This is a genomic window from Cupriavidus sp. CuC1 (assembly GCF_044627735.1).
Taxonomy (GTDB): domain Bacteria; phylum Pseudomonadota; class Gammaproteobacteria; order Burkholderiales; family Burkholderiaceae; genus Cupriavidus; species Cupriavidus ulmosensis.
In genome coordinates this window covers 33914-58262 of the sequence record NZ_JBIUHC010000005.1, presented here as the reverse complement: position 1 = coordinate 58262, position 24349 = coordinate 33914, and the positions used below count along the sequence as shown (strand labels likewise).

General features: G+C 66.7%; 23 protein-coding genes and 1 riboswitch. Of the genes, 9 read left to right on the top strand and 14 right to left on the bottom strand.

Translation table 11 applies throughout. The features are described 5' to 3' along the window. Positions 1–107: 107 nt before the first annotated feature. Together ACGLHR_RS03280 and ACGLHR_RS03275 are read right to left on the bottom strand one after the other, a co-directional pair. Positions 108–1700: a gamma-glutamyltransferase family protein gene (locus ACGLHR_RS03280; RefSeq protein ID WP_400091858.1), complete on the bottom strand. Its 1593-nt coding sequence runs from the start codon at positions 1698–1700 to the stop codon at positions 108–110. A 127-nt stretch (positions 1701–1827) separates the two neighbouring features. Beyond that, a complete protein-coding gene (locus tag ACGLHR_RS03275) occupies positions 1828–2871 on the bottom strand; it encodes a Bug family tripartite tricarboxylate transporter substrate binding protein (protein WP_400091856.1) in 1044 nt (347 codons plus the stop codon). Between the two features lie 312 nt (positions 2872–3183). Here ACGLHR_RS03275 and ACGLHR_RS03270 point away from each other — a divergent pair, with 312 nt between their 5' ends. Both ACGLHR_RS03270 and ACGLHR_RS03265 read left to right on the top strand, forming a co-directional pair. Then, on the top strand, positions 3184–4089 hold the full coding sequence (locus tag ACGLHR_RS03270) for a LysR substrate-binding domain-containing protein (RefSeq protein WP_400091855.1): 906 nt from the start codon (positions 3184–3186) through the stop codon (positions 4087–4089). 190 nt (positions 4090–4279) lie between these two features. Beyond that, positions 4280–5734, top strand: a complete 1455-nt coding sequence (locus ACGLHR_RS03265) for a GntP family permease (RefSeq protein ID WP_400091854.1) — start codon at positions 4280–4282, stop codon at positions 5732–5734. A gap of 30 nt (positions 5735–5764) precedes the next feature. Here ACGLHR_RS03265 and ACGLHR_RS03260 read toward each other — a convergent pair whose 3' ends face one another. Then, positions 5765–5932, bottom strand: coding sequence for a hypothetical protein (locus ACGLHR_RS03260; RefSeq protein WP_400091853.1), 168 nt, complete (start codon positions 5930–5932; stop codon positions 5765–5767). 404 nt (positions 5933–6336) lie between these two features. On the opposite strand from ACGLHR_RS03260, the gene ACGLHR_RS03255 reads away from it, so the two are divergent. After that, entirely contained in the window at positions 6337–6813 is a 477-nt protein-coding gene (locus tag ACGLHR_RS03255; RefSeq protein ID WP_400091852.1) for a DUF2501 domain-containing protein, read from the top strand. 63 nt (positions 6814–6876) lie between these two features. Here the strand turns inward: ACGLHR_RS03255 and ACGLHR_RS03250 are convergent, their stop codons facing one another. Then, positions 6877–8433, bottom strand: coding sequence for a methyl-accepting chemotaxis protein (locus ACGLHR_RS03250; RefSeq protein ID WP_400091851.1), 1557 nt, complete (start codon positions 8431–8433; stop codon positions 6877–6879). A gap of 292 nt (positions 8434–8725) precedes the next feature. Beyond that, a riboswitch (cobalamin riboswitch) is annotated at positions 8726–8984 on the top strand. A gap of 124 nt (positions 8985–9108) precedes the next feature. Here ACGLHR_RS03250 and ACGLHR_RS03245 point away from each other — a divergent pair. Genes ACGLHR_RS03245 through ACGLHR_RS03235 form a run of 3 tightly spaced genes read left to right on the top strand, consistent with a single transcriptional unit; the run spans position 9109 to position 12784 of the window. After that, positions 9109–11370, top strand: a complete 2262-nt coding sequence (locus ACGLHR_RS03245) for a TonB-dependent receptor (RefSeq protein WP_400091850.1) — start codon at positions 9109–9111, stop codon at positions 11368–11370. A gap of 47 nt (positions 11371–11417) precedes the next feature. After that, positions 11418–11672, top strand: a complete 255-nt coding sequence (locus ACGLHR_RS03240; RefSeq protein ID WP_400091849.1) for a hypothetical protein — start codon at positions 11418–11420, stop codon at positions 11670–11672. A 53-nt stretch (positions 11673–11725) separates the two neighbouring features. Further along, entirely contained in the window at positions 11726–12784 is a 1059-nt protein-coding gene (locus ACGLHR_RS03235; protein ID WP_400091847.1) for a HoxN/HupN/NixA family nickel/cobalt transporter, read from the top strand. A 211-nt stretch (positions 12785–12995) separates the two neighbouring features. Here the strand turns inward: ACGLHR_RS03235 and ACGLHR_RS03230 are convergent, their stop codons facing one another. Both ACGLHR_RS03230 and ACGLHR_RS03225 read right to left on the bottom strand, forming a co-directional pair. Continuing rightward, positions 12996–13457, bottom strand: coding sequence for a type II toxin-antitoxin system YhaV family toxin (locus tag ACGLHR_RS03230; RefSeq protein ID WP_318235514.1), 462 nt, complete (start codon positions 13455–13457; stop codon positions 12996–12998). Continuing rightward, positions 13457–13774 carry a type II toxin-antitoxin system PrlF family antitoxin gene (locus ACGLHR_RS03225; protein ID WP_318235515.1) on the bottom strand — a complete coding sequence of 106 codons (318 nt, stop codon included), beginning with the start codon at positions 13772–13774 and terminating at the stop codon, positions 13457–13459. Before ACGLHR_RS03225 ends, ACGLHR_RS03230 begins: the two co-directional genes overlap by 1 nt. A gap of 98 nt (positions 13775–13872) precedes the next feature. Between ACGLHR_RS03225 and ACGLHR_RS03220 the strand changes: the two genes are divergently transcribed. After that, entirely contained in the window at positions 13873–14031 is a 159-nt protein-coding gene (locus ACGLHR_RS03220) for a hypothetical protein (RefSeq protein ID WP_400091845.1), read from the top strand. Between the two features lie 72 nt (positions 14032–14103). On the opposite strand, the gene ACGLHR_RS03215 is transcribed toward ACGLHR_RS03220, so the two are convergent. The 3 genes from ACGLHR_RS03215 to ACGLHR_RS03205 all read right to left on the bottom strand — a co-directional run bounded on the left by ACGLHR_RS03215 (position 14104) and on the right by ACGLHR_RS03205 (position 15686). Beyond that, complete coding sequence (locus tag ACGLHR_RS03215) at positions 14104–14517, bottom strand: type II toxin-antitoxin system VapC family toxin (RefSeq protein WP_400091980.1); 414 nt, start codon at positions 14515–14517, stop codon at positions 14104–14106. Between the two features lie 12 nt (positions 14518–14529). Beyond that, positions 14530–14955 carry a hypothetical protein gene (locus tag ACGLHR_RS03210; RefSeq protein ID WP_400091842.1) on the bottom strand — a complete coding sequence of 142 codons (426 nt, stop codon included), beginning with the start codon at positions 14953–14955 and terminating at the stop codon, positions 14530–14532. Between the two features lie 590 nt (positions 14956–15545). Beyond that, complete coding sequence (locus ACGLHR_RS03205) at positions 15546–15686, bottom strand: DUF3717 domain-containing protein (RefSeq protein ID WP_400091840.1); 141 nt, start codon at positions 15684–15686, stop codon at positions 15546–15548. Positions 15687–15796: 110 nt separating this feature from the next. Here ACGLHR_RS03205 and ACGLHR_RS03200 point away from each other — a divergent pair, with 110 nt between their 5' ends. Together ACGLHR_RS03200 and ACGLHR_RS03195 are read left to right on the top strand one after the other, a co-directional pair. After that, entirely contained in the window at positions 15797–15973 is a 177-nt protein-coding gene (locus tag ACGLHR_RS03200) for a hypothetical protein (protein ID WP_400091837.1), read from the top strand. A gap of 248 nt (positions 15974–16221) precedes the next feature. Further along, positions 16222–16674, top strand: a complete 453-nt coding sequence (locus ACGLHR_RS03195) for a VOC family protein (protein WP_400091836.1) — start codon at positions 16222–16224, stop codon at positions 16672–16674. Positions 16675–16710: 36 nt separating this feature from the next. Here ACGLHR_RS03195 and ACGLHR_RS03190 read toward each other — a convergent pair whose 3' ends face one another. The 5 genes from ACGLHR_RS03190 to cobW all read right to left on the bottom strand — a co-directional run bounded on the left by ACGLHR_RS03190 (position 16711) and on the right by cobW (position 24305). Next, the gene (locus tag ACGLHR_RS03190; RefSeq protein ID WP_400091835.1) at positions 16711–17091 is read right to left on the bottom strand and encodes a VOC family protein; all 381 of its coding nucleotides are present in this window, start codon (positions 17089–17091) and stop codon (positions 16711–16713) included. A gap of 556 nt (positions 17092–17647) precedes the next feature. Next, positions 17648–18124 (bottom strand): VWA domain-containing protein, encoded by a 477-nt coding sequence (locus ACGLHR_RS03185; RefSeq protein WP_400091833.1) that lies wholly within the window; start codon positions 18122–18124, stop codon positions 17648–17650. A 209-nt stretch (positions 18125–18333) separates the two neighbouring features. Further along, positions 18334–19398: an ATP-binding protein gene (locus ACGLHR_RS03180; protein ID WP_400091832.1), complete on the bottom strand. Its 1065-nt coding sequence runs from the start codon at positions 19396–19398 to the stop codon at positions 18334–18336. After that, positions 19395–23198, bottom strand: coding sequence for a cobaltochelatase subunit CobN (cobN, locus tag ACGLHR_RS03175; RefSeq protein ID WP_400091830.1), 3804 nt, complete (start codon positions 23196–23198; stop codon positions 19395–19397). The genes ACGLHR_RS03180 and cobN overlap by 4 nt, the downstream gene beginning before the upstream one ends. A 24-nt stretch (positions 23199–23222) precedes the next feature. Then, complete coding sequence (cobW, locus tag ACGLHR_RS03170) at positions 23223–24305, bottom strand: cobalamin biosynthesis protein CobW (protein WP_400091828.1); 1083 nt, start codon at positions 24303–24305, stop codon at positions 23223–23225. Positions 24306–24349 lie beyond the last annotated feature (44 nt).

Sequence of the window (24349 nt, the reverse complement as noted above, 5' to 3'; positions counted from 1 at the left end):
CGGTGTGGCCGTTTAATGTGCCCTGGACCACGCACCGGCATGTTTTTTTTACGCGCCATCGCTGGCGCGCCAGCACTCCGGTGCGGCGGACGAAGCAGCCAGTCTCCTCAGAACCCCAGCGGATAGCCGTCCTTGCGGTGGTCCGACGCCGCCGCATAGCCGTCCTCCAGGCGCATGGCGATTTGCGCGCCGCCGAACTCCAGGTTGCCCTGCGGCGCCACGTCCACCCTGTGGCCGCGCGCGCGCAAGCCTTCCACGGTGGCGGCCGGGCAATTCCATTCCACCGCGATGGTGGCGTTGTCGTCCAGCACGCGCCAGCGCGGCGCATCGCACGCGGCCTGCGGGTTCTGGCCAAAATCCGCCAGCCGGCTGGCCATCTGCAGGTGGCCCTGCGCCTGCATCGAGCCGCCCATCACGCCGAAGCTCGCCAGCGGCGCGCCTTTGCGCATCAGGAAACCCGGGATGATGGTGTGGAACGGCCGCTTGCCCGGGCTCACCTGGTTGGGGTGCCCCGGCTTGAGGTTGAAGCCCCAGCCGCGGTTATGCAGCGCAATGCCGGTACCGGGCACGACCACGCCGGAGCCAAAGCCTTTGAAGTTGGACTGGATGTACGACACCATCATGCCGCTCTTGTCCGCCGTGGTCAGGTACACGGTGCCGCCGCTGTGGGGCTTGCCCGGGCCGGCTGCCGCCGCGCGCTCCGGGTCGATGGCCTTGGCGCGGCTGGCCAGGTAGCCGCGATCGAGCAGGTGGGCGGCTCGCACCTCGGTCATGGCCGTGTGGTCGCCCACGTACTCGTGCAGATCGGCAAACGCCAGTTTCATGGCTTCCACCTGCACGTGGATGGCGGCGGCGGAGTCCACGCCCATGGCCGCCACGTCGAAATGCTCCAGCATGCCCAGCGCCATCAACGCGCCAATGCCCTGCCCGTTCGGGCCGATCTCGAACAACTCCAGGTCGCGATAGGACATGCTGATCGGCTCGACCCAGTCCGCGCGGTGCGCGGCCAGGTCGGCCTCGGTGATCAGGCCGCCGGTGGCGCGCGCATGCGCGGCAATGCGGCCAGCCAGCTCACCGCGATAGAAGTCGTCGCCCTTGGTCTCGGCGATGCGGGCCAGCGTCTGCGCCTGGCCCGGGCAGATGAAGCGCTCGCCCGGCAGCGGCGCGCGCCCGTTCGGCGCGAAGGCGTCGGCAAAGCCCGGCTTGTCGATCAGCACCGGCACCTGTGCCTGCCATTGGCGGTGCACGGTGTGCGAGACCAGGTAGCCGTTGCGCGCGTATTCGAGCGCCGGCTCGAACAAATCGGCGAACGGCAGGCTGCCGAATTTCTCCCACGTGGCGCGCCAGCCGGAAACGGCGCCAGGCACGGTCACGGTGTCCCAGCCGTTGACCGGCATGCTGTCGTAGCGCGAGAAATACTCCGGCGTCCACGCCGCCGGCGCCCGGCCGCTTGCGTTCAGGCCGTGCAGTTCCTTGCCGTCCCAGATCAGTGCAAAAGCATCGCCGCCGATCCCGTTCATGCACGGCTCGACCACGGTCAGCGCGATCGCCGTAGCCAGCGCCGCGTCCACGGCATTGCCGCCACGGGCCAGCATGCGCAGTCCTGCGGCGGCCGCCAGCGGCTGCGAAGTGGCCACCACGTTGTCGGCCAGCACGGGCACGCGTTGTGAGGGATAGGGGAAATTCCAGAAATTGGTCATGGCAAATCGGCTTGGCGCTAGTGGCTAGTGGTTTGGGAAATCCGGCCTGCGGCTTGCGCGGCAAAGCCCGGCCGGATGCGTTCTTCGATGCAACTTAAATCATGCACTGCACCGCTTGCGCGGCTTCCTACTCGATCTTGACGTTAGCCGCGCGCGCCACCTTCTCCCACGCGCGCATCTCGTCGCCGATCATGCGGCCGAACGGCTCGGGCGCGGTGTACCTGATCTGCACGCCCTGTGCTTCCATGGCCGCGCCCAGCTCCGGCGAGGCCAGCACTTCCTTCATCGCGGAGGAGAGTTGCTTGATCACCTGGGGCGGCGTGCCCTTGGGCGCGACCAGGCCAAACAGGTTGTCCGCGCGGAAATCGCGGATGCCGGCCTCGCTCACCGTCTGGGCATCGGGCAAGGAGCTCAGACGCTGATCGGACGCCACCGCCAGCAGCCGCAGCTTGCCGGATTTCACGTGCGGCAGGGCCGAGGGAATGCTGTCGAACATCATGCTCGCCCGGCCAGCCATCAGGTCCGGCAGCGCGAACGAGCTGCCCTTGTAGGGCACGTGCACCACGTCGACGCCGGTACGCAGCTTGAACAGCTCCGACTCCAGGTGCGACAGCGTGCCGGAGCCCTGCGAGGCGAAGTTGTACTTGCCGGGAGACGCCTTGAGCAGGCTGACCAGCTCCGGCACCGAATGCACCGGCAACGAGGCCGGCACCACCAGGATATGCGGCACGGTGCCGATGCCGGCAATGGGCACGAAATCGCGGCTCAGGCTGGCGGGCTGGTTGTTATACGTCGCTGCCGCAATGGCGGCATTGCTCACTGCGGCGAGATAAAGCGTATAGCCATCGGGCGCGGCCTTGGCCGCGAAGCTCATGCCGATGGCGCCACCGGCGCCGGGGCGGTTGTCCACCACCACCGGCTGCTTGAGCACGGTGGACAGGCGCTGGCCCACCGCGCGCGCCAGCACATCGGTGGCGCCGGACGGCGGGAAGGACAGCACCAGTTGGACCGCGTGGTCCGGGTAGTCCGCGGCGGCGGCCGGCGCGGCGGCGGTGGCAGCGGCGCCAGCGGCCAGGGCCAGTAGCAGGCCAGCTTGTGCCCGCTTGCCCCCACGGAAAATACGGGAGGACCGAAGCGACGTGCGGGTACGGTAAAGCGACTGGATAAACATGATCAGGGTAGCTCCGGATAGCGTCGAAGACGTTAACTGCCGAGGTAGAGTCGGAACGTTCCGGGGCGCAACCGCTTTGGCTGCCGGCTTGTTTGCGCGCCCCTGTCATGCTGGATCTGGCTTTGCCTTGAGGCGATATTGACTGACGGGAAGCGCAGATTTTAGGCTCGCCCGGCGCCCACCGGAATGCGGATCGGCCATAGAGCTATGCGAAAATGGAATACCCATTGCGGCCACACCCTTGCGCCCTTGCCGGGCCACCCCGGCCGCAGAGTTTCCCTCACCGTTTTGACGCTTCCGAAGGCACACCCCATGCAGCTGAAATGGATCGACGACCTGCTGGTCCTGGAGAAGACGCGCAGCTTCTCGCGCGCCGCCGAACTGCGCCACATCACGCAGTCGGCGCTGTCGCGGCGCATCCGTTCGCTGGAGGACTGGGCTGGCGCGGTGCTGGTCGACCGCAACACCTTCCCCATGGACCTGACCCCGGCCGGCAAGACCTTCTGCACCAGCGGGCGCGAGGCACTCACGCTGCTGATGGAGGCGCGCGCCACGCTGCGCCAGGAAAGCCGCATGCCGGGCAAGGCCATCCAGATTGCCGCCGGGCATACCTTGTCGCTGACCTTCCTGCCGGGCTGGCTCAAGGCGTGCCAGAAGCGCTACGGCCAGTTCAATGCCCGGGTCGTGGCCGCCAACGTGCTCGAAGCCGTGGTGGCGCTGTCGGAAGGCAATTGCGACCTGATGCTGGGCTACAACCATGCGCGCGTGCCGGTGTCGCTGGATCCGGACAAGTTCCGCAGCCTCACGGTTGGGCACGACGTGCTGATGCCGCTGTGCGCGCCCAATGCACGCGGCGCCCCGCTGTTCTCGCTGAGCAGCAGTGGCGCCAAACCGATTCCCTACCTGGCCTACACGGCCAGCACCACGCTGGGCCGCATCGTCGAGGTGATCCTCGAAGACGCGCCGCCACGCCGTGCGCTGGAGCGTTGCTATGAGGCCGATATGGCGATCCTGCTGATGAAGATGGCCAGCGAAGGCCACGGCGTGGCCTGGCTGCCGCGCACCACCGCGGCAGAAGCACTTGCCGCGGGCACGCTGGTGCCGGCCGGCGACGGCGCGTGGTGCTCGGCATTCGATATCTGCGCGTATCGCGCGGCCCATGCCGGCAACCCTACCCTGCTGGAGTTGTGGGAGGTGCTGGAGCGGCAAGCGCAGTAACGCCCGCCGGCCCGGCGCTGCGCCTTGCGCAATGCCGTGGCTTGGTGGCTTGGCGGATTGGCGGTGCCCGTCGCCGCCAAGCCACGGCATGCCACCTGCGCGTCACCTATGCTGTATAGGCTTGGACGCGATGCGCCGGGCAAGCACGCCTCCTACCATCTCGACGAACTGCTGCGGGAGCACTGACACCATGGGCCTTCTAGGCATCCTGCTGGCCCTTGGCCTGTTGATCTGGCTGGCCTACCGGGGCTGGAGCATCCTGCTGCTGGCCCCGGCGGCGGCGCTGCTGGCCGCGGCCACGGCCGGCGAGCCCCTGCTGGCGCACTGGACCCAGACCTTCATGGGCAGCGCCGCGGGCTTTCTCGCCCAGTTCTTCCCCTTGTTCCTGCTTGGCGCGCTGTTCGGCAAACTGATGGACGACAGCGGCTGCGTCAACGCCATCGCCGCGTGGATGACGTTCAAGCTCGGGCCCCAGCGCGCCATCCTGGCGGTGGTGCTGGCCGGTGCTTTGGTCACCTACGGCGGCGTCAGCCTGTTCGTGGCCTTCTTCGTGCTGGCGCCGATGGCGCAGGCGCTGTTCGCCGCCGCGCAGATCCCGCGCCGGCTGATGCCGGCGGCGATTGCGCTAGGCACCTCCACCTTCACCATGTCCGCCCTGCCCGGCACGCCGGCCATCCAGAACGCGATCCCGATGCCGTTTTTCGGCACCACGCCGTTTGCCGCGCCGGGCCTGGGGGTGCTGGCGTCCGCCGTCATGCTGGCCTTCGGGCTGTGGTGGCTCGCGCGCATGGAGCGGGCCGCGCGGCGTGCGGGCGAGGGCTTTGGCGACCACGCGCTGGAATCCGCCGACCGCGCCGCCGACGATGAACTGGTGCGCGAGCGCGCCACGGTGGCCAGCGCGTTCGACCCCGCCGAAGCGCACCACGGCGCGCGCAGCGCCGAATTGCCGGCGATGTGGCGCGCGTTCCTGCCCTTGGTGATGGTAGTGGCCGTGAACCTGGCGATGAGCTTGCTGGTGCTGCCCCGCTGGGACGCGAGCTACCTGGCGGATGAGCGCTGGGGCGGGACCAGCCTGGCGGCGCTGGGGGGCGTGTGGTCAGTGCTGGTGGCGCTGGCAGCGGCCATCCTCTGCCTGTTGGTCTTGCACCGCAAACGCCTGCACAAGCTGCGCGAGAGCATGGACGCGGGCGCCAATGCCGCCGTGCTGCCGGCTATCAGCGTGGCTAGCCTGGTGGGCTTTGGCTCGGTGGTGGCTGCCCTGCCCGCCTTTGCGCTGGTGCGCGAGTGGGTGTTGTCGATCGAGGGCGGGCCGCTGGTATCGCTGGCGGTGGCCACCAATGTGCTCGCCGCCCTGACCGGCTCGGCCTCGGGCGGGCTGACCATCGCCCTGCAGGCGCTAGGCGGCACTTACCTGCAGCTATCGGAGGTGACGGGCATCGACCCGGCGCTGATGCACAGGGTTGCCGTGATCGGTGCTGGCACGCTGGACAGCCTGCCGCACAACGGCGCGGTGGTGACGCTGCTGGCGGTTTGCGGCACCACGCATCGCGAAAGCTATCGCGATATCGTGGTGGTCGGCATCGTGGGCCCGGTCGCGGCGCTGGCGGCGGTCATCGCGCTCGGCAGCGCCTTCGGCTCGTTCTAGGCAGGTTCTGCGTAAAAAGCGGCGCGGCGCTCAGGTAGTGGCCGCACGCGCGTAGCGCTGGCGCGGCACCGGCAGCGCCTTCAACTGCTCGCGGCGGAGCCTGATGGCTTCCTCGTTGCCGCGCTTGATGGCGGCGCGCAGGTTCAGCACTGCCTTGCGGTACTTCTTCTTTTTTCTGACGCTGGTGGTAATGGCCATGGCGATCCGTTTCCTTCTCTCCAGGTGAGTTCCCCGGGCGCGCGCCGCGCGCCCGGCCGAACTGCTAGTGGAAACCGTTTCACCTGGATCGTCAAGACGCGGTGCCGCGTGGCTGCGACACGTGCAAAGGTCTGAATACAGCGCACGAGAACTTTCAGATCGGAGCGCGTTGCCCTGCCAGCGGGTATGCGCCTTGCCTCAGGTGCCGGAAGCGACAGTCACGAACACGGGGTTCGAATAGAACCCACAGGTCGTTAGATGGCATGCGCGACGCCTCGCTTAATGCGTGCGTCATGCAAATCGGGTAGTGCCGCGAGAAGGGAAAGCCACAGCAGCGATGGACCATGGCCGTCGCGGCAAGCACTATAGTGAAGACTGTCCCCACCCAGCCAGAAGGACGCCGCATGAACGCCAGCCTCTATCGCACCACCGCCGTGAAGATCCTGATCGCCGCGCTGCTACCGGTGGCAACCGCACATGCGCAGATCGGCGACCTGCTCAAAGGCGCCACGCAGGGCGGCACGGAGAGTTCGTCCGGTGGCCTGAGCGGCCTGGGCAGCAGCTTGGGCGGGATGGGTGGAATGCCCTCGCTGCAATCGCTGAGCTCGGGCAGTACCGGCAATGTCGCCGGGATCCTGGAGTACTGCGTGAAGAACAACTACCTTGGCGGGGCCAGCGGCGCCGCCTCGGTAAAGGACAAACTGCTGGGCAAGGTCGGCGGCGGCTCGCCCACGTCGGATGCCGGCTACACCAGCGGCGCCAAGGGCATCCTGAGCAGCAGCGATGGCAAGCAGTTCGACCTGAGCGGCGGCGGCCTCAAGGACCAGGTCACCAAGCAGGTCTGCGACAAGATCCTCGCGCAGGGCAAATCGCTGCTGTAGGACAAAGCGCGCTTGATGCCTGGTTAGCGCTTGGTTAGCACTTGGTTAGCGCTTGGTTAGTGCTCAGGCGGGCGACAGGCGGAAGGCCGACACGGCATGGTGCAGCGCGCCGGCCTGGTCTTCCAGTGACGCGGCGGCCGCGCTCGCCTGCTCCACCAGCGCAGCGTTCTGCTGTGTCATCTGGTCCATCTGCGCGACCGCGCGATTGACCTCCTCGATGCCGGTGCGCTGCTCGGCGGTGGCCGAGGCGATGCCATCCATGATCGACGTCACGCGGCTGACCGCATTGACGATCTCGGCCATGGTCTGCCCGGCCTGCTCCACCAGCGCCGAGCCACTGTCGACCTGGCCCACCGACTCCACGATCAGCGTCTTGATTTCCTTGGCCGCGCCCGCGCTGCGCTGCGCCAGGTTGCGCACCTCACCCGCCACCACCGCAAACCCGCGTCCTTGCTCGCCGGCGCGCGCGGCTTCCACCGCCGCGTTCAGCGCCAGGATATTGGTCTGGAAGGCGATGCCGTCGATCACGCCGATGATGTCGTTGATCTTGCGCGAGCTGGCGGTGATGCCGCGCATCTTGTCCACCACCTGGCTGACCACGCTGCCGCCCTGCTGCGCGATCTGCGAGGCGTCGGCCACGTATTGGCTGGCCTCCTTGGCGTTGTCGGCGTTCTGGCGCACGGTCGCGGTGATCTGCTCCATGCTGGCGGCGGTCTGCTGCAGCGAGGCCGCCTGCTGCTCGGTGCGGCTCGACAGGTCGGTATTGCCCGAGGCAATCTCCTGCGCCGCCGAGGTGATGGAATCGGCCGACTGCTGGATGCCCGCCACCGTGCCGGCGAGCTGGTCGCGCATATGGCCGATGGCGTACATCAGGCTGGAGCGGTCATCCGGGTGGGTTTCAACGCACGCGGTGAGGTCACCGCCGGCCATGCGCAGGGCAAGCGCCGCAGCGGTAGCGGGTTCGCCGCCCACCGAGCTCTGGATGCTGCGGATCAGCAGCGTGGCCACCGCGGAGATCACGATGCCCAGCAGCACCAGCAGGCCGAGCGATTGATACAGCGAGGAGCGGAACTGTGCCTCCACGTCATCCATGTACGTGCCTGCGACCAGGTCCCAGCCCCACGGCTTGAAGCGCGCCACGTAGCCGATCTTGGGGCTCGGCTGGTCGCTGCCCGGCTTGGGCCACCAGTAGTCCAGGTGGCCGGCGCCTTCGGCCGACGCGCCGCGGGCCGCGATATCGACGTACAAGGCGTTGCCCTTGGCATCCTTGAAGTCGCGCATGTTCTTGCCATTGAGCTTGGCGTTGATGGGATGCATCAACAGCACGGAATCCGCACCAACGATGGTGATGTAGCCATCCTTGCCATAACGCTGCGCGGCAACGCGGGCGGTGGCCTGGGCCTTGGCATCGGCCTCGGACATCTTGCCCTGGCGCGCCTGCTCGGCGTAGTCGCTCACCAGGGAGAGCGACATGTCGACGATGTTCGCCAGTTCGCCGCGGCGATCGGCCATTTGCAGCTGGCGGGTCTGAAAGGCGTGCATCACGGTCAGCAACAGCAAGCCGCGCCAGGCCAGCACAAGGGGGATCCACAGCTTCTTTCGCAGGGTCAGACGATTCATGGCATTCGCTCTTCGGGGCAATGGCCGGTCATGCGGGAGGCATGCGGCATCTCCGGATATCGGAGCCTGATTCGTCTTCTTTAGGGACAGCTGCGGCAGGACGGCACGAAAAAGCCAAGAAGCGCGAAAAATGCCGCACAAAGCACCAAGATGGCGACAGGCTGCGCCGGACCGGAACGCTCGCGCACCCGCACGGTGCAAAAATACATCTGCCATCAGGCGCCGAAAGCCGCTGAAAAACGGCTACCATGCGCCTCGCATTCCACTCGTAATTGCAATTGACTTGCAATTGGACTGCCAAGGGTTCGAAGGTGCCCCCGGCTCGCAGCGCGCGGCGGGGGTTAAACGGGAAACAGGTGCGCCGCCGGCCATGCCGCGGCTAATCCTGTGCTGCCCCCGCAACGGTCAGCAGGTAAAAAGGTGTCACGCCGCGCCAACAGGCCGCGGCAGCCACTGCGCATCAACGCGTGGGAAGGCGGCACCCCGGACGCGCCCCAGCGGCAGGCGTCCCCCTGCGAGCCCGGATACCGGCCTTCGACCAATCACCGGGGCTGCGGACGGGCGGCCAGGCGTGAGACGGCCAGCCACGCGCCCGGCCGTCACTGCGCGATCGTCCGTGGCTTGTTCGTTTATTGCCGCCGGGCGGGGTCGCCCACGGCCAACGATGGAAAGTCCATGTCCGCGCGTCCTCGCCTTGCCCGCCCCGCCTCGGTCGCGGCCCTCAAGCCACTCAAGCATCGTCGCGCCCCCAAGCCGCGCAAGCTCGCGCACCATTGCGCGCTCGCGCTGTCGCTGGGTGCCTTTGCCGGCTTAGGCGCGGATGTCGCCTGGGCAGCGGACGATGTGCAACCGTCCGAGCGAGCACGATCGCAGCCTTCCCGCGCGGACGGCACCGTGCTGCCGCCGGTGGTAGTCAGCAGCGCCTCGCAGCCATCGGGGCTGGCGCTGTCGGAGCCCGCCAGCACCGGCAGCCGCCTTGGCCTGACCCCACTGGAAACACCGGCCAGCGTGGAAGTCCTGTCCCGCGATACCATCCGCGAACGCGGCGATTTGTCAGTGCGCGAGGCCGTTACGCGCGCCACCGGCATCACCTCCAATGGCGCGCCCGGCAATGGCGGGACGGCGCTCGCGGCACGGGGCTTCGCAGGACAAGGCTCGGTGATGCAGCTGTACGACGGCACGCGGCTCTACGTGGCCTCCGGCACCGTCACCTTCCCCTTCGATACCTGGTCGGTGGACCGCATCGAAGTGCTGCGCGGCGCGGCCTCGGTGATAGTTGGCGAGGGCGCGATTGGCGGCGTGGTCAACGTCATCCCAAAGAAGCCAATGCGCGCACCGATCGCCAACGAGCTGCAGCTCACCGGCGGCACCCAGAAAACGGCGCGCGCCGCCTTCGACAGCGGCGGCGCGGTCAACGAAAACCTCTCCTACCGCTTCAACGCCAACTACGGCCGCTCCGGCGGCTGGGTGGACCGGGGAGACTCCCGCAGCCTGGCGGTGTCGGCCGCGGTGCGGCTGGACGTATCGCCCGAGTTCAGCCTGACGCTGTCCTATGACGACGCCGACCAGCACCCGATGCAATACCTGGGCACGCCGCTGGTCAACGGCAGCCTGGACCCCGCCCTGCGCAAGAAGAACTACAACGTGGGCGATGCCGAGATTACCTACCGCGACCGCTGGACCCGGCTCGCGGCGCAGTGGCAACCCAACGAGCGCGTCACGGTGCGGAACCAGTTCTATTACCTCACCAGCCAGCGCCACTGGCGCGACGCCGAGTCCTATACCTTCCTGCCCGCGACCGGCCAGGTGCGCCGCACCGACTACCTGGAGATCCTGCATGACCAGGAACAGGTGGGCGACCGCGCCGACCTGAAGCTCGATGGCCAGCTGTTCGGCATGGCCAATACGGCCATGGTGGGCTTTGACGTCAACCGCATCCACTACACCAACAGCAGCAACTCGCCCTATGGCGGCGCGTCCACCGTCAATGCCTACCAGTTCGACCCGGGCCAGTTCTTCAGCCCGCCGGGCATCGTCACGTCGCCGCGCTTTCGCACCCACACCACGCAAGCCGCGCTGTTTGGCGAGGACCGCCTCAAGCTGACCCGGCAATGGTCGGTGATCGGCGGCGTGCGGCTGGACCATGCCCAGCTGGAACGCGGCAACCTGGTCACGGGCGACGACTGGACGCGCAGCTTCAACAATGTCACGTGGCGCGCGGGCACGGTCTACGAATTCACGCCCGCGCTGTCGGTGTACGCGCAGTACGCCACCGCCACCGATCCGCTCGGCGCGTTGATCTCCACCTCGGACGCGCAGAAGGATTTCAAGCTGGCTACCGGCAGGCAGATCGAAGCCGGCGTCAAGCAATCGTTCTGGAACCAGCGCGGCGAATGGACCTTTGCCGCCTACCAGATCGCCAAGAAGAACCTGCTCACCCGCGACGCCAACAACCCCGCGCTGTCGGTGCAGGTGGGCGAGCAATCCTCGCGCGGGCTCGAAGGCTCGGTCAGCGTGGAACTGATGCGCGGACTGCGGGTGGACGCCAACGCAGCCGTGCTGCGCGCCCGCTACGACGACTTCGCGGAAAGCACGAACGGCGCGCTGGTCTCGCGCAACGGCAATGTACCCACCAGCGTGCCGCAGCAGGCGGCCAACCTGTGGCTGACGTGGGCCTTCGCGCCGCAGTGGCAGTTGGGCAGTGGCCTGCGCTACGTGGGCAAGCGCTACACCAACAATGCCAATACCACGACCATGCCGTCGTACACGGTGGTGGATGCCTCGCTGCCATGGCGCGTATCGCGCAAGACGGCGCTGACGCTGCGCGTCTACAACCTGTTCAACCGCGACTATGCCGAGTCCTCCGGCAACAGCGGCAACCAGTGGCTGCTGGGCCGGCCGCGCGCGGCCGAGCTGTCGGCCAACTTCTACTTCTAAGCCGGCCATGGCAAGCACGCCTTCATGCTGGCGGGACGCCTGCTGCCTTGACGACACCGCCGCGACCTGCGACCTGGGCCTGCATCGACCCGGACACCGGCAACCTGCTGGGCCGCCGCCGCCGTGCCTACCGCTGGCTGTTCAATGCCGCGCACAGCTGGGACTTTGGCTGGCTGCTGCGCCATCGCCCGGCCTGGGACGCAGCCGTCTGGTTGCTTTCGCTCGCCGGGCTGGTAGTCTGCGCCAGTGGCGTGGTGATCGGCTGGCGCAGGTTGTTTCGCGGGCGCCGCCGGCGGGCATGAATCCCAGCCCGGCGTCCATCCACTCAGAATCCCCGATCTTTCACGGACCGCTCATGTTCCGCTTTCTCGCCAGCATCTTCAACGACCAGGACGCCGACGTGCGCCGCAAGGTCGTTGCGCTCTACGTCTTCCTGATCGCCGCCAATGTCGGCGCCTGGCTGTGGGCACTGGTGGCGTTCCGCGACCACCCCATGCTGCTGGCGTCCGCCGTGCTGGCCTACACGCTCGGCCTGCGCCACGCCGTGGACGCCGACCACATCGCCGCCATCGACAACGTCACGCGCAAGCTGATGCAGGAAGGCAAGCGCCCGGTGACGGTCGGCTTCTTCTTCTCGCTCGGCCACTCCACCGTGGTTACGCTGATGTCGATCGGCATCGCGGTGGCCGCCGCCGCGCTGCAAACGCGCTTTGCCGATATGAAAGCCGTGGGCGGCATGATCGGCACGAGCGTCTCCGCGCTGTTCCTGTTCCTGCTGGCCTTCTTCAACCTGTTGATCCTGATCTCCGTGTGGCGCGCCTTTCGCGCGGTCAGGCGCGGCGAAGCGCTCAAGGAGCAGGACCTGGACCTGCTGCTGAACAACCGCGGCGTGCTGTCGCGGCTGTTCCGCCCGCTGTTCCGGCTGGCCAGCCGCAGCTGGCACCTGTTCCCGATGGGGCTGCTGTTCGGCCTCGGCTTCGACACCGCGACGGAGGTAGCGCTGTTCGGCCTGTCCGCCGCCGAAGCTGCAAAGGGCGTGCCCTTCTGGACCATCATGGTGTTCCCCGCCCTGTTCACCGCCGCCATGTCGCTGGTGGACACCACCGACGGCATCCTGATGCTGGGCGCCTACGGCTGGGCCTTCACCAAGCCGATCCGCAAGCTCTACTACAACATGACCATCACGCTGGTCTCGGTTGTCGTTGCCGTGGTCATCGGCGGCATCGAAGCCCTCGGGCTGATTGCCGACAAGCTCGGGCTGGAAGGCGGGCTGTGGGATGTGATCGGCGAGCTCAACGCGCACTTCGGCATGCTGGGCTACGTGATCATCGGCGTGTTCGTGCTGAGCTGGCTGATCTCGATGGTGGTGTACCGGGTGCGGCGTTATGACGAAATTGAGGTGAGGATGGGGTGAAGATCTGGTGGCATGGTGGGACGGATAACCGCTTAGCGCTGATATGCGCGGATTGCCCACCCGTCTATCTTCGCCACGATAGCCCGACGGAACGCGCCCAGGATCTGGACACTGTCATCGCCGAAGTGTTGCGCCAGCACGCCTGCCGCCAAGTGGTCGCTCTTGGCGGGGCCGCAGCGAAAGCGCAGTGGTCGCGCACCTGAACCAATGCTTATTTCTCGGCCGCAGTCCACTCCGCACGACTCGCCGCAACCAGGACCGTCCAATCATCCGGCGGATTTCCCCGCCCGAGCATTTTCTCAAATACCGCGTAAGGATCTGACTTGCTGCCGGCAGAGCGCAGGGTCTGCTCATCATTAACCCAGGCGAACACGATCACCTTCGAGCGAGAATCGTAGCGAAAGAACAGACGGAACCGGCGCCCGACTTTCGCGCGCCGCCAGTGCCGGTATGCCTCGCCAAGGGTATTGCCTTGCCGGAACTCATCCCGCGAGGGGTCGCCGGGCACAACGTCCAATATCAACTGGCTCAAGGCGCGAAACAGTTTGACGTTGGCGTTGCTCTCGAACCCCGCTGGGTCATTCTCTTGCGCGCGCTGCGCTGCCGCGTGCAACTTCCGCAGTTGTTCGATCACACCCTCATGAAACAGTAACGTCCAGCCATGACGTCGCATTAGAGCTCCACATCGCCGTCAATGTCCTGATCCAGCCTCTCGCCATGCCCGGCGTTTGCCAGCATGGCCTGAGCCAGATCCTCCGGCAGCGTCTGGAGCTGTCGCCCCGCACGGATATCGGCTTCCAGAAGGCGCAGGAAGGCGCCGATCGCCGGATCACCGTGTTCGGCATCGGCACGTGTGATGACGACCTCTCCGTCACGTAGATCAAACGCCACTTTTCCACCAGCGTCTACGCCCAGCGCCTGCCGGATGGGCTTGGGTAGGGTGAGTTGCCCTTTGGAGGTTAGGGTAGCCACTTCGTGGATGTCGTGCATGTTGGTTCTCCTGATAGCAAATTCATGGTAAGGAATATTCCTTACAAAGTCAATTCAGTCATTCTGCCGCCCGCGCGCGCGGATGCGCGCAGAACGGCATGAAGGCCAACCTGCTGCCGTTGGAGCTCGATGCATCCGGTGCGCAGAGAACGCGGCTTGACCATGTGGCAAAGACGCACTCGTTCGCCAGCGTGCAAGCGTGGTTCGTGAACGCGGGCTTGAGCCGTCAGGATCTGCGCGGGATGTCGCGGCGCTGATTGTTCCGTGAGTGTGGGTGAACGGGTCGGGCGTCACGCCGAAATAGAGGACTGCAAGGAATAGCTGCACGGCTATTCGAACACGACGCCACCAGCATTGCGCATGGCACTAGCCAATGCGCCATCGAAAGTAGCCAGCGCAGCACCATTGCGCAACGCCAGATCCAGATAGGTCGCATCATGTGCCGTAAGCCTGTGCTCGCGAGCTAGGGCCATGACGACTTCACGGCGCTCCGCCGGCGCGGCAGAGTCGGTTGTGATCGGGAGACGGCCGAGTTTGCTGGCAATATCTGCGGCGGAGCCGCCATTCGAATGTCCGCGTAAAGCCGTGGGCCAGCGTCCGTATATGGCCGATTGCGGAGAATTGCCTTCGCCATGTTCCGATCCGACCCGGCGTGGAGCCAGGTGATTCGCTTGTCGCGGCGGCCCCTGAATTCCCAGCGGGTCGCCCAGCGGGTCACCCTTTACGGCCAGACATTGCGGCATGTCCAACTGGCGCTACGACTCCAGAATCTCCAGCCCATTCTCACCACACCATTGCCTCAGCGCTCTATCGACAGCGTCGGCTTCGAACGAGTACCAGAGCTCGATAATGCCCTTGCCCTCCAGCAAATACTTGAAGCGCGCGTATGCCCCTTGCCGTCGGAAGAATCCTTCAACCTCGTCGTAACACTCAGGCAACTCTTGTGCGACAAATTGGAGGGCGAGACTTCTTCCAAGACCAAGCTCGTTCTTATGCGGTATCGCAAGGTAGCGATCCGAAGTTTCAAGGTCTTCAGGAATCTCCTCGTCGAAGGCGTCGTTGAAATCAGAAGTCCAATAGACTTTGCCCGTATCGAGTGAGACATACGCGTCCTGATCCAACGGCGCGGAGCTAACGAAGTCGAAGGCCATGGAAAGATCGTCGTGTTTGACTGCGACCATGTCTGTACTCCCATGGGTTGCGAGTTGAACGGGCCCAGAGATGTTCGGATCGTCAAGGGCCAATGCATGATGGTACCGCAGCTCTCATCGCGGCCCGACGGCGCAACTCCACGATCATCCAGCGCATTCCAGGCTGTCAAACCCGGTCGCTGTGATTGCAACGACCTGCGAAATATAACGGCGCAAAGTGCGCTCCAACCCGCTCGCCACAAAAAGCAACGCTGCCGCCACTATCATACTGCAACAGGCACCAAATCAGCGCTTTTGACGAGGCCAGTCGGTATCTCGAGCGGGCGGCCTGAGAGGATTGTCCGGCCGACAGCATGACTGAGGGCGTCAGCAGGATCCCGGTCGTTCGTGTGCGCGGGCGCGAATGGACGTTTCTGGCCGGTCGGCGTCGCTAGGAGAACGTCCGTCCCTTAACATGAGCGGCGGCGATGGCAACGACCGAGTTCGACCCACAACGGCCCGTCGGAACTTCCAGAAACGGTCATTCGTGCTCGAATGTACTAACAGCCCTGAATGCTCGAAGAGGACTTCAGCCCGATCCGGACGATGAAAGACTCATTTCGCATCGCTCAAACCGTTGCTCAGTAAGGCATTGCCCCTCGTTTGGCGGCTACGCGGTCGCCCGTTGACGGGGTCGGCTGCCGGTTGCGCCACGCGTTGATCGCGTCCTCGATTGACTTGATGGAGACGTTTGCCGCGCCTGTCTGGCATGTTGCGGTCATGGGCCCCTCACTGGTGAGCGCCCCGAGATCAGCGCCCATGGACTGCTAGCGACGGGGCGGCATAAGCGCCGTGCCGTTTCGGACTAGAATCCTCTGAGGAGGTGTCAGTCATGTCAGCTATCAAGCGCATCGATCCGGGCCATTCCGCCTATCAGGCCGCGCTGCACAGGACGACCCGCTACCCTGCGGAGCAAGTCACGTTGACGGCTGGCTCCAGGAAGAGGCTGCGCCCCAGTGTGCCGCATCGAAAGGTCGGGCGCGGCAAGGTCGGCATCGGCGGCAAGTAGACACCTGCAACCCTTGTAAGGCGTCGGGCTTTAGAAGGTGGCTTGACGTGAATTGGCTGTCCGGCGCGAGGGCGGATGAAACGCGGTCGTTCCTCCAGCTCTACCCTGCCGACTTGATGTCCGCCGAAGCGTATCCGCTGCCTCCGCGCAAGGCAGGACACTCGATTGGCATTGACGGGCAGCCCGTGCTGCTAGTGCCTTGAATCGTCGACGATCGAGTTTGTGAACGCTATCCATGGAGGGTTAAAATGGCTGACTCCACAAAGCCGCGCGCCATCGGCTTCAACCACGTAGCGCTGGAAGTCGGCGATATCGAGGAAGCGCTGGCATTCTATGGCCGCATCTTCGACTTTCAATTGCGCGGCAAGAGCAAGACGATGGCCTTCATCGATCTTGGCGACCAATTCATCGCGTTGCAGGCGGGACGCAAACAGCCCCCCGATGACGGCCGGCATGTCGGCCTCGTTGTCGATGACAAGGAGGCGGCGCGCGCCGCCCTCAAGGCGGCGGGGGTCGAGCCGATCGACGGTCCGTTTCTGGATTTCCGCGACCCCTGGGGCAATCGCATCGAGATCGTGGGCTATGACAATATCCAGTTCACCAAGGCTCCGAACGTTCTGCGCGGCATGGGCCTGACGCAATTGACCAAGAACGAAAGCGCGAAAAAGGAGCTGGCGGAAAAAGGGATGGCGGCGAGCTAGCACGCACACGCGCGACGTGGCCGGGAAAGCACCAGGCTATCGCAAGGCCTCGGGTTCGTGGCAAACCACTTCGATGTTGTGCCCGTCCGGACCAATGACGAAAGCTGCATAGTAGTTCGCGTGGTAGTGCGGGCGCAGACCAGGCGCACCATTGTCTTTGCCACCCGCCTCCAGAGCCGCGCGATAGAAAGCTTCGACTTGCTGGCGATTCTCGGCCCTGAACGCCAAGTGAAGATGCGCCGGCTTCTCCTCGCTTTGGTACAGGCACAATGAAGCCTTACCCTTTGGGCTAAGCTCGACACCGTACGTCGGCGGCCCCTCCGAGGCAACAGCTACGCCGAGCGGTTCGAGTGCCTTGAGGAAGAACGCTTTGCTCGCTGCATAGTCGCTGACTCCGAATTTGACGTGGTCAAACATGAGTTCTCCTGAAGTGTGTGGGCCTGCGCGAGGCCCGACGTTTGCGAGAGACCGTTCCTGGCCGGAAGCGGCCTCTCGCGCCTGGAAACGGTCAAGTGGCTCAATCTAACGAATTCGCGTTGGGAATCCCGCCCAGTTTGGTTATTTTGGCCCCGCGTTGGCGTCGCCGGCAACGTTATACGTTGGCAATCCATTGATTCGTAAGGACTCGCAGTCGAGCGAATTCGGTTTCCCTGCACGGCGTCCAGCCTCTTGGCAGCCGGTATATTGAGTAGACAATCATTCGTCAGGCAGGCCTGCCCGGCTGCGCAATCGGCTTGACAGGCCTTCGCTGTTTCCGCGCTGCGGCCCATAGGTTGCAGGCGGTCTGCTTGCCACGCCATCCGGCGAGGACTGTGCCGGGATGCGGCGGCTTGTGCAGCCATGGTGGTCTGGTTGGCGGTTTAGTGCGCCAAGGATAGCTCCGGTCGTCGAGACTTCCGTTGAGATGTTTCAGATTCGAGGGGGACGATGCGCTGATCGTCCGTAGCCGAAGTCATGGCTGCTCTACGCAGCGTCACCCAATCAACGCATCCGCCACCAGATACTCCCCCTCCCACCCCTGCGCCAACTCCCGGCAACGCCCAAGCGCCACCGCCTGCCGCTCAAAATCCACCACCATCACCGCATCCGCCCAATGCGGGCGCGGGGGCTGCTCCGTGCTGCGGCCGTCGCTGAGCAGCCACAGCCAACGCTGCTGCGCCGGGCGGCGGCGCGCGGCGTGGGCCAGCAGCTGGCCGGCGCGTTCCATGCCAAGCGCCAGCGGCGTGCCGCCGCCGCCGGAGATCGGGCGGATCCAGGCTTCGCTCCACGGGCGGGCGCGTGCCGGCTGCAGGCGGACTTCGGCGCGGCCGGCGGCGAAGCACACCAGCGCTACCTCGGCGCGCGCCTGGTAGGCGCGTTGCAGCAGGCGCAGCAGCACGCCCTTGGCCAGCGCGAGCTGGCGGCCGTGCAGCATCGAGGCCGAGCAATCCAGCACGAAGCAATGCAGCACGCCGGCGTGGGCTTGCTGTGCGCGCCAGCGCAGGTGGCTGGGTGCAAACGGCTTGCCGCCTTTGGCGGCCAGCGTGCGTGTCCAGTGGATGCGCGAGCTGCCCGGGCGCCCTTGCGGCGCGGGGAGACATGGGGCGAGACGAGGGACGAAACAAGGGGCTTGCCACCGGTTGCCGCCTTGCCCGGATTCGGCGGCGGCCTGCCGGTGGCTCAGGCTTTTTTTGCGGGCAGCGGCCTCACGCCCTTGACCGGGGTGATGCCGGCCGCAGCGCTTGCCGGCGGGGGCGGGAGCGCGCCCCAGGGGTTGTTGGCGGCGACGTCTCCCGCGTTGCGTCCATCGCCATCGCCGCTGCCATTCGCACTACCAGAGCCACCGGCCTGCTCACCGGCCTGCTCACCGGCATCGGGCGGCACCTGGCGCCGGTGGTGCAACACCAGTTCCGCCACGGCATCCACATGCGCGGGCACCACCGCCGCATCGCACTGCAAGGCAGCCAGCGCGCGCGCCGCACGCAGCATCACCAGGTCCGCCCGCACGCCGTCGACGGCGGCCGCCAGGCACAGGTGGCTGACACGCTCGTGCACGGCGTCACTGAAGGACAGCGCAGACACCGAGGCGCGCGCCAGCCGCACCTTGCGCGTCAGCGTTTCCTGCTCGGTGGCAAAACGTGCTCGCAGCGCCACCGGATCGTGGTCGAACGCGAGCCGTGCCTTGACGATGGCCTGGCGCTGCGCGGGATCCGTGCAGTTCTCCAGCGCCAGCGACAAGCCGAAGCGGTCCAGCAGTTGCGGGCGCAGCTCGCCCTCTTCCGGGTTCATGGTGCCGACCAGCACGAATTGCGCTTCATGCTGGTGCGACACGCCGTCGCGCTCCACCACGTTGACGCCGCTGGCGGCGACATCCAGCAACTGGTCGACAAGATGATCCGGCAGCAGGTTGACCTCGTCCACATAGAGCACGCCATGGTGCGCGCGCGCCAGCAGGCCGGGCGCGAAGCGCACCTCGCTCTGCTTGAGCACATGGCCAAGGTCGAGCGTGCCAATGAGTTGTTCCTCGCTGGCGCCGAGCGGCAGCGTGACGAACTGGCCTGCGGGCAGCAATTCCGCAAGGGCTCGCGCCGCGGTCGACTTGGCCGTGCCGCGCGGGCCGCTGACCAGCACGCCGCCGATGCCGGGATCCACCGCGGCGAGCAGCAGCGCTTGCTGCAGGCGCTGCTGGCCCACCAGGGCGCTGAAGGGAAACGGCACGCGCGCGAGCCGGGCGGTTGCATTCATGAGGGGATTCCTTCAAGCGCCTGCTCGCTGTCGAGCAGGTGTTGTTCCAGTTGGGCGCGGCGCTCGCCGGGCTCCTGCCACAGGCCGCGCTGCGCCGCTTCGAGCAGGCGCTCGCAGATGGCGTGCAGCGCGCGCGGGTTGTGCTCGCGCAGGAAGGCGCGGGTGTCGGCGTCGTTCACATAGGCATCGGTCACCAGCGCGTACTGGTGATCGGCCACCACGCGGGTGGTGGCGTCGAAGCCGAACAGGTAGTCCACCGTGGCGGCCATCTCGAACGCGCCTTTGTAGCCGTGCCGCTTGGCGCCGTCGATCCACTTGGGATTGACCACACGTGCGCGGATCACGCGGCTGATTTCTTCCTTCAGGGTGCGGATGCGCGGCGCCGCCGGGTTGCTGTGGTCGCCGTGGTAGATCGCGGGCTGGGCGCCGCCGAACTCGCGCGCGGCCGCCACCATGCCGCCCTGGAACTGGTAGTAGTCGTTGGCGTCGAGCAAATCGTGCTCGCGGTTGTCCTGGTTCTGCACGACCGCGTCCAGGCTGGACAGGCGCTCGGCAAAGCTGGCGCGCGCCTCTACGCCGTGCGTGCCTTGCCCATAGGCGTAGCCGCCGGCATGCAGGTAGGCCTGCGCCAGGTCGTTGTCGTCCTGCCAGTTGCGGCTGTCGATCAGATCCTGCAAGCCTGTGCCATAGCCGCCCGGGCGGGCGCCGAACACGCGCCAGCCGGCGCGGCGGCGCGCCTCGGCGGCGGGTACGCCCTCGGCTTCCAGCCGCGCGCGCTCGCTGTCAACGCGGGCGCGCACGGGATTGAGTTCGGCGGGTTCGTCTAGCTCTGCCACTGCTTGCACGGCGGCATCGAACAGGCGCATCACATTGGCGAAGGCATCACGGAAAAAGCCCGATACGCGCAGCGTCACATCAACGCGCGGGCGGTCGAAGATCGCCATCGGCAGGATCTCGAAATCGGTCACGCGGTGGCTGCCGGGCGCCCACTTGGGGCGCACGCCCAGCAGGGCGAAAGCCTGCGCGATGTCGTCGCCGCCGCTGCGCATGGTGGCGGTGCCCCAGACGGACAGGCCGATCGATTGCGGATACTCGCCGTGCTCCTGCAGATGGCGCTCGATCAGCTGGTTGGCCGACTTCAGGCCCAGCGTCCATGCCGTGCGCGTAGGCACCGCGCGGGTATCGACCGAATAGAAATTGCGCCCGGTGGGCAGCACATCGGGCCGGCCGCGCGACGGCGCGCCACTGGGGCCAGGCGGCACGAAGCGCCCGGCCAGGCCACGCGACAGTTGCAGCATTTCCTGCGGGCCGCAGGCATCCAGGCGAGGCATCACGTCGTGGCGCAGGCGGGCGAGCACCAAGGAGGCATGCGGCAGCGCAACGTCACCAGCCATCTCGCCGAGCAACGCCGTGGCCAGCATCTCAAGGCGCTCGCGCGTATCGCCATGATGGCGCCACGGCCCGGCATCAAGCGTCGCCAGTTGCGCCGGACGCGGCCCCTGCCAGGGCGCGGACCAGTCGGCATCAAGCGGATCGAAGCCATCGCCCAGCGCCAGGTCGGCGGCCAACGCCGTCAGCAAGCTGGCTTGCGCGCCCTTGCCGTCGCCCACCGGAAAACGCCCAAGCGCCAGCAGCGTATCGCGCCGCTGGCGGCCCACGGGCGACACGCCGAAAACATGCAGGCCATCGCGGATCTGCGACTCCTTCAGCTCGCACAGGTAAGCATCGGTAAGGTTGAGCAGCGCGTCTTCGCCATCGATGTCGGCCGGCGCCTCCAGCCCCAGCTCGCGATGCAGCTGCTGGGCCACGATCAGCTTCAGGATTTCCTTGCGCAGCATCCGCGCGCGGCGCGGGTCCACCGCCAGCGCCTCGTAGTATTCGTCGACCTGGCGCTCCAGGTCCTGCAGCGGGCCATAGCTTTCGGCGCGCGTGAGCGGCGGCATCAGGTGGTCGATGATGACGGCCTGCGCGCGCCGCTTGGCCTGCGCGCCCTCGCCCGGGTCATTGACGATAAAGGGATAGAGATGCGGCAGCGGCCCGAGGATGGCATCGGGCCAGCAGGTATCGGCCAGCGCCACGCTCTTGCCGGGCAGCCACTCCAGGTTGCCGTGCTTGCCCACGTGGATGATGGCATCGGCGCCGAAGCTGTGGCGCAGCCAGAAGTAGAACGCCAGGTAGCCATGCGGCGGCACCAGGTCGGCATCGTGGTAGCTGGCGTAGCTCTCGGTGCCCTCCTCGCCGGGCAGCGCGTACGCACGCGCCGGCTGCAGCCCGACGAACAGATTGCCGCTGCGCACGCCGGCGATCATGAAGCGGCCCTGGCGCACCATCGGGTCCCGGTCCGGGTTGCCCCAGCGCTGCGCGATGGCGCGCTGGTTGTCTTCCGGCAGGCGGCTCAGGTGAGCCAGGTAGTCGGCCATCGGCAGGCTCTGGAACGCCGGCCGCAGGTAGCGTTGCGTCAGGTCGTTGGTGATGCCCTGCGTGAGCCCGCGCATCAGGTCGTCGCCATCGGCGGGCAGGCCTTCGCAGTGGTAGCCCTGCTCGCGCAGCATGGCGAGAATGCCCACTACGGAGGCCGGAGTATCGAGTCCCACGCCATTGCCGATGCGCCCTTCGTTGGCCGGATAGTTGGCCAGCACCAGCGCCACGCGCTTGTCGGCATTGTCCAGCTGCCGCAGGCGGCACCAGCGGCGGCTCAGCTCGGCCACAAAGGCGATGCGCTGCGCGTCGGGCTGGTAGCGCACTACGTCGACTTCCGTGTACGGGCAGCGGTAGGCCAGCCCCTTGAAGCTGACGGCGCGCGTGATGATGCGGCCGTCCACCTCCGGCATGGCGATATGCATGGCCACGTCGCGCGGGCCCAGGCCCTGGCTGTCCGCCAGCCAGTCCTCGCGGTTACCGCCGCTCAGGATCACCTGCAGCACCGGCGCGTCGCCGGCGAGCTGCAGGGCTTCAGGTGCATCCAGCGACGCTACCGCGAACGCCGTGGTGTTCAACACCAGCGCCGCCCCGTGCTCGGCGCACAGGTGCTGCAGCACCTCGCGGCACAGCGTGTCCTTCAGCGAGTTGACCGCCAGCGGCAACGGGTTCATGCCCTCGGCGCGCAGGGCCGCGATCAGCGCATCGAACACGGCGGTATTGCCCGCCTGGAGGTGAGCGCGGTAGAACACCAGCGCCACGACCGGCGCGTCGGCATGGCCATCCCGCGTCCACTCGCGCTGCCAGTCCGCCGCCGTGGCCACGCCGTGCGCCGGATGATAGATCGCCGCCTGCGGCAGCACGCGCGGCTGCAGCGCTGGCTCGCCCCAGCCGAAGGCGTGATGGGCCAGGCAGCGGAAGAACTGCTCGGCATTGTCGGCACCGCCCTCGCGCAGGTAGCGCCACAGGTTGCTGGCCAGCGCTGGCGCCGCATTGCCGCGCGCGAGCAGGTTGGTGTCCACGGCCAGGTCGCCGGAGAACATCACCAGCAGCTGGTTGCGCGAGCGCGCCAGCTCGGTCAGCCGCTCCAGGCCATAGGGCCAGTCGCTGTCGCCGCCGAGATGGTCGACCACCACCACGCGCGCGTGCTGCAGCACGTCGTCCACATACATGTCGAGCGAGGCCGGCTGGCGCAGGTACATCTGGTTGGCCAGCCGCACCGTGGGGAAGTCCGCCCCCAGGCGCGGGAAGGCCCCGGCCAGCAGCGACAGCGTGGTATCCGCCGCGCTCAGCACCACGATCTGTGCCGGGCTTTGTGCAATGCGCACCACGCCGGCGTTGTCGTCGACGAAGCCGCCCGGGCGGGTGGAAAGCAGGTGCATCGGGTGCCTGGGCTGGTGAAGCGCTTAAGCCGTGCGCACGGCGGCGGCGGCGAGCGCGGCCTCCAGGGCAGCCTGCAGCGTAGGCTGGTCAAGCTCCTGGCCGATCAGCACGATGCGCGTGGATTGCGCCTCGCCCGGCAGCCAGCGGCGGTCGAAGTAGCCGTCGAAGCGCCGTCCCACGCCATGCAGCACCAGCCGCATGGGCTTGGCCGGCAACTTGGCAAAGCCCTTGATGCGGTAGATGGTGTGGCTCTCCACCAGCTGGCGCAGGCCGTCGATCAGCTGGTCGCGGTCCACCTCGCCCAGCTCCACCACCACGGAGTCGAACTCGTCGTGATGGTGGTCGGCGTGATCGGGATCGTCCGCCGAGCCATGGTGGTCCGGGCGCAGGTGAATGGTGTCTTCCGAGGCGCGGTTCAGGCCCAGCAGCAGCTCGATATCCAGCTTGCCGCCCTGCGCGCCGACGATCTTCACTTCGGCGGGGATCTCCGGGCGGATCAGCGCCTCCACCTCGGCGCGCTGCGCCGCGTCGATCAGGTCGGTCTTGTTGAGGATGACGAGATCGGCCGCACCAAGCTGGTCTTCGAACAGCTCGTGCAGCGGGGACTCGTGATCGAGGTTGGGATCGGCCTTGCGCTGCGCGTCCACGGCGTCCGGGTCGGCGGCGAACTGGCCTGCCGCAGCGGCCGCGCCGTCCACCACGGTGACGACCGCATCCACGGTGAAGGCGTTCTTGATGCTGGGCCAGTTGAAGGCCTGCACCAGCGGCTTGGGCAGCGCCAGGCCGGACGTCTCGATCAGCACGTGGTCGATATCGCCGCGGCGCTCCAGCAATTGCTCCATCACCGGGAAGAATTCCTCCTGCACCGTGCAGCACAGGCAGCCGTTGGCCAGTTCATAGAGCTGGCCATTGCTCTCGCCGGATTCGTCGCAGCCGATGCCGCAGCCCTTGAGGATCTCGCCATCGATGCCCAGCTCGCCGAACTCGTTGACGATCACCGCGATGCGCCGTCCGTTGGCGTTCTCGAGGATATGGCGTAGCAAGGTGGTCTTGCCGCTGCCAAGGAAGCCGGTGACGATGGTGGCGGGGATTTTACGGGTCTGCATGGCGGATAAGGGAATTCAGCGCTGGCGCTGGGGTTGAATCGGGG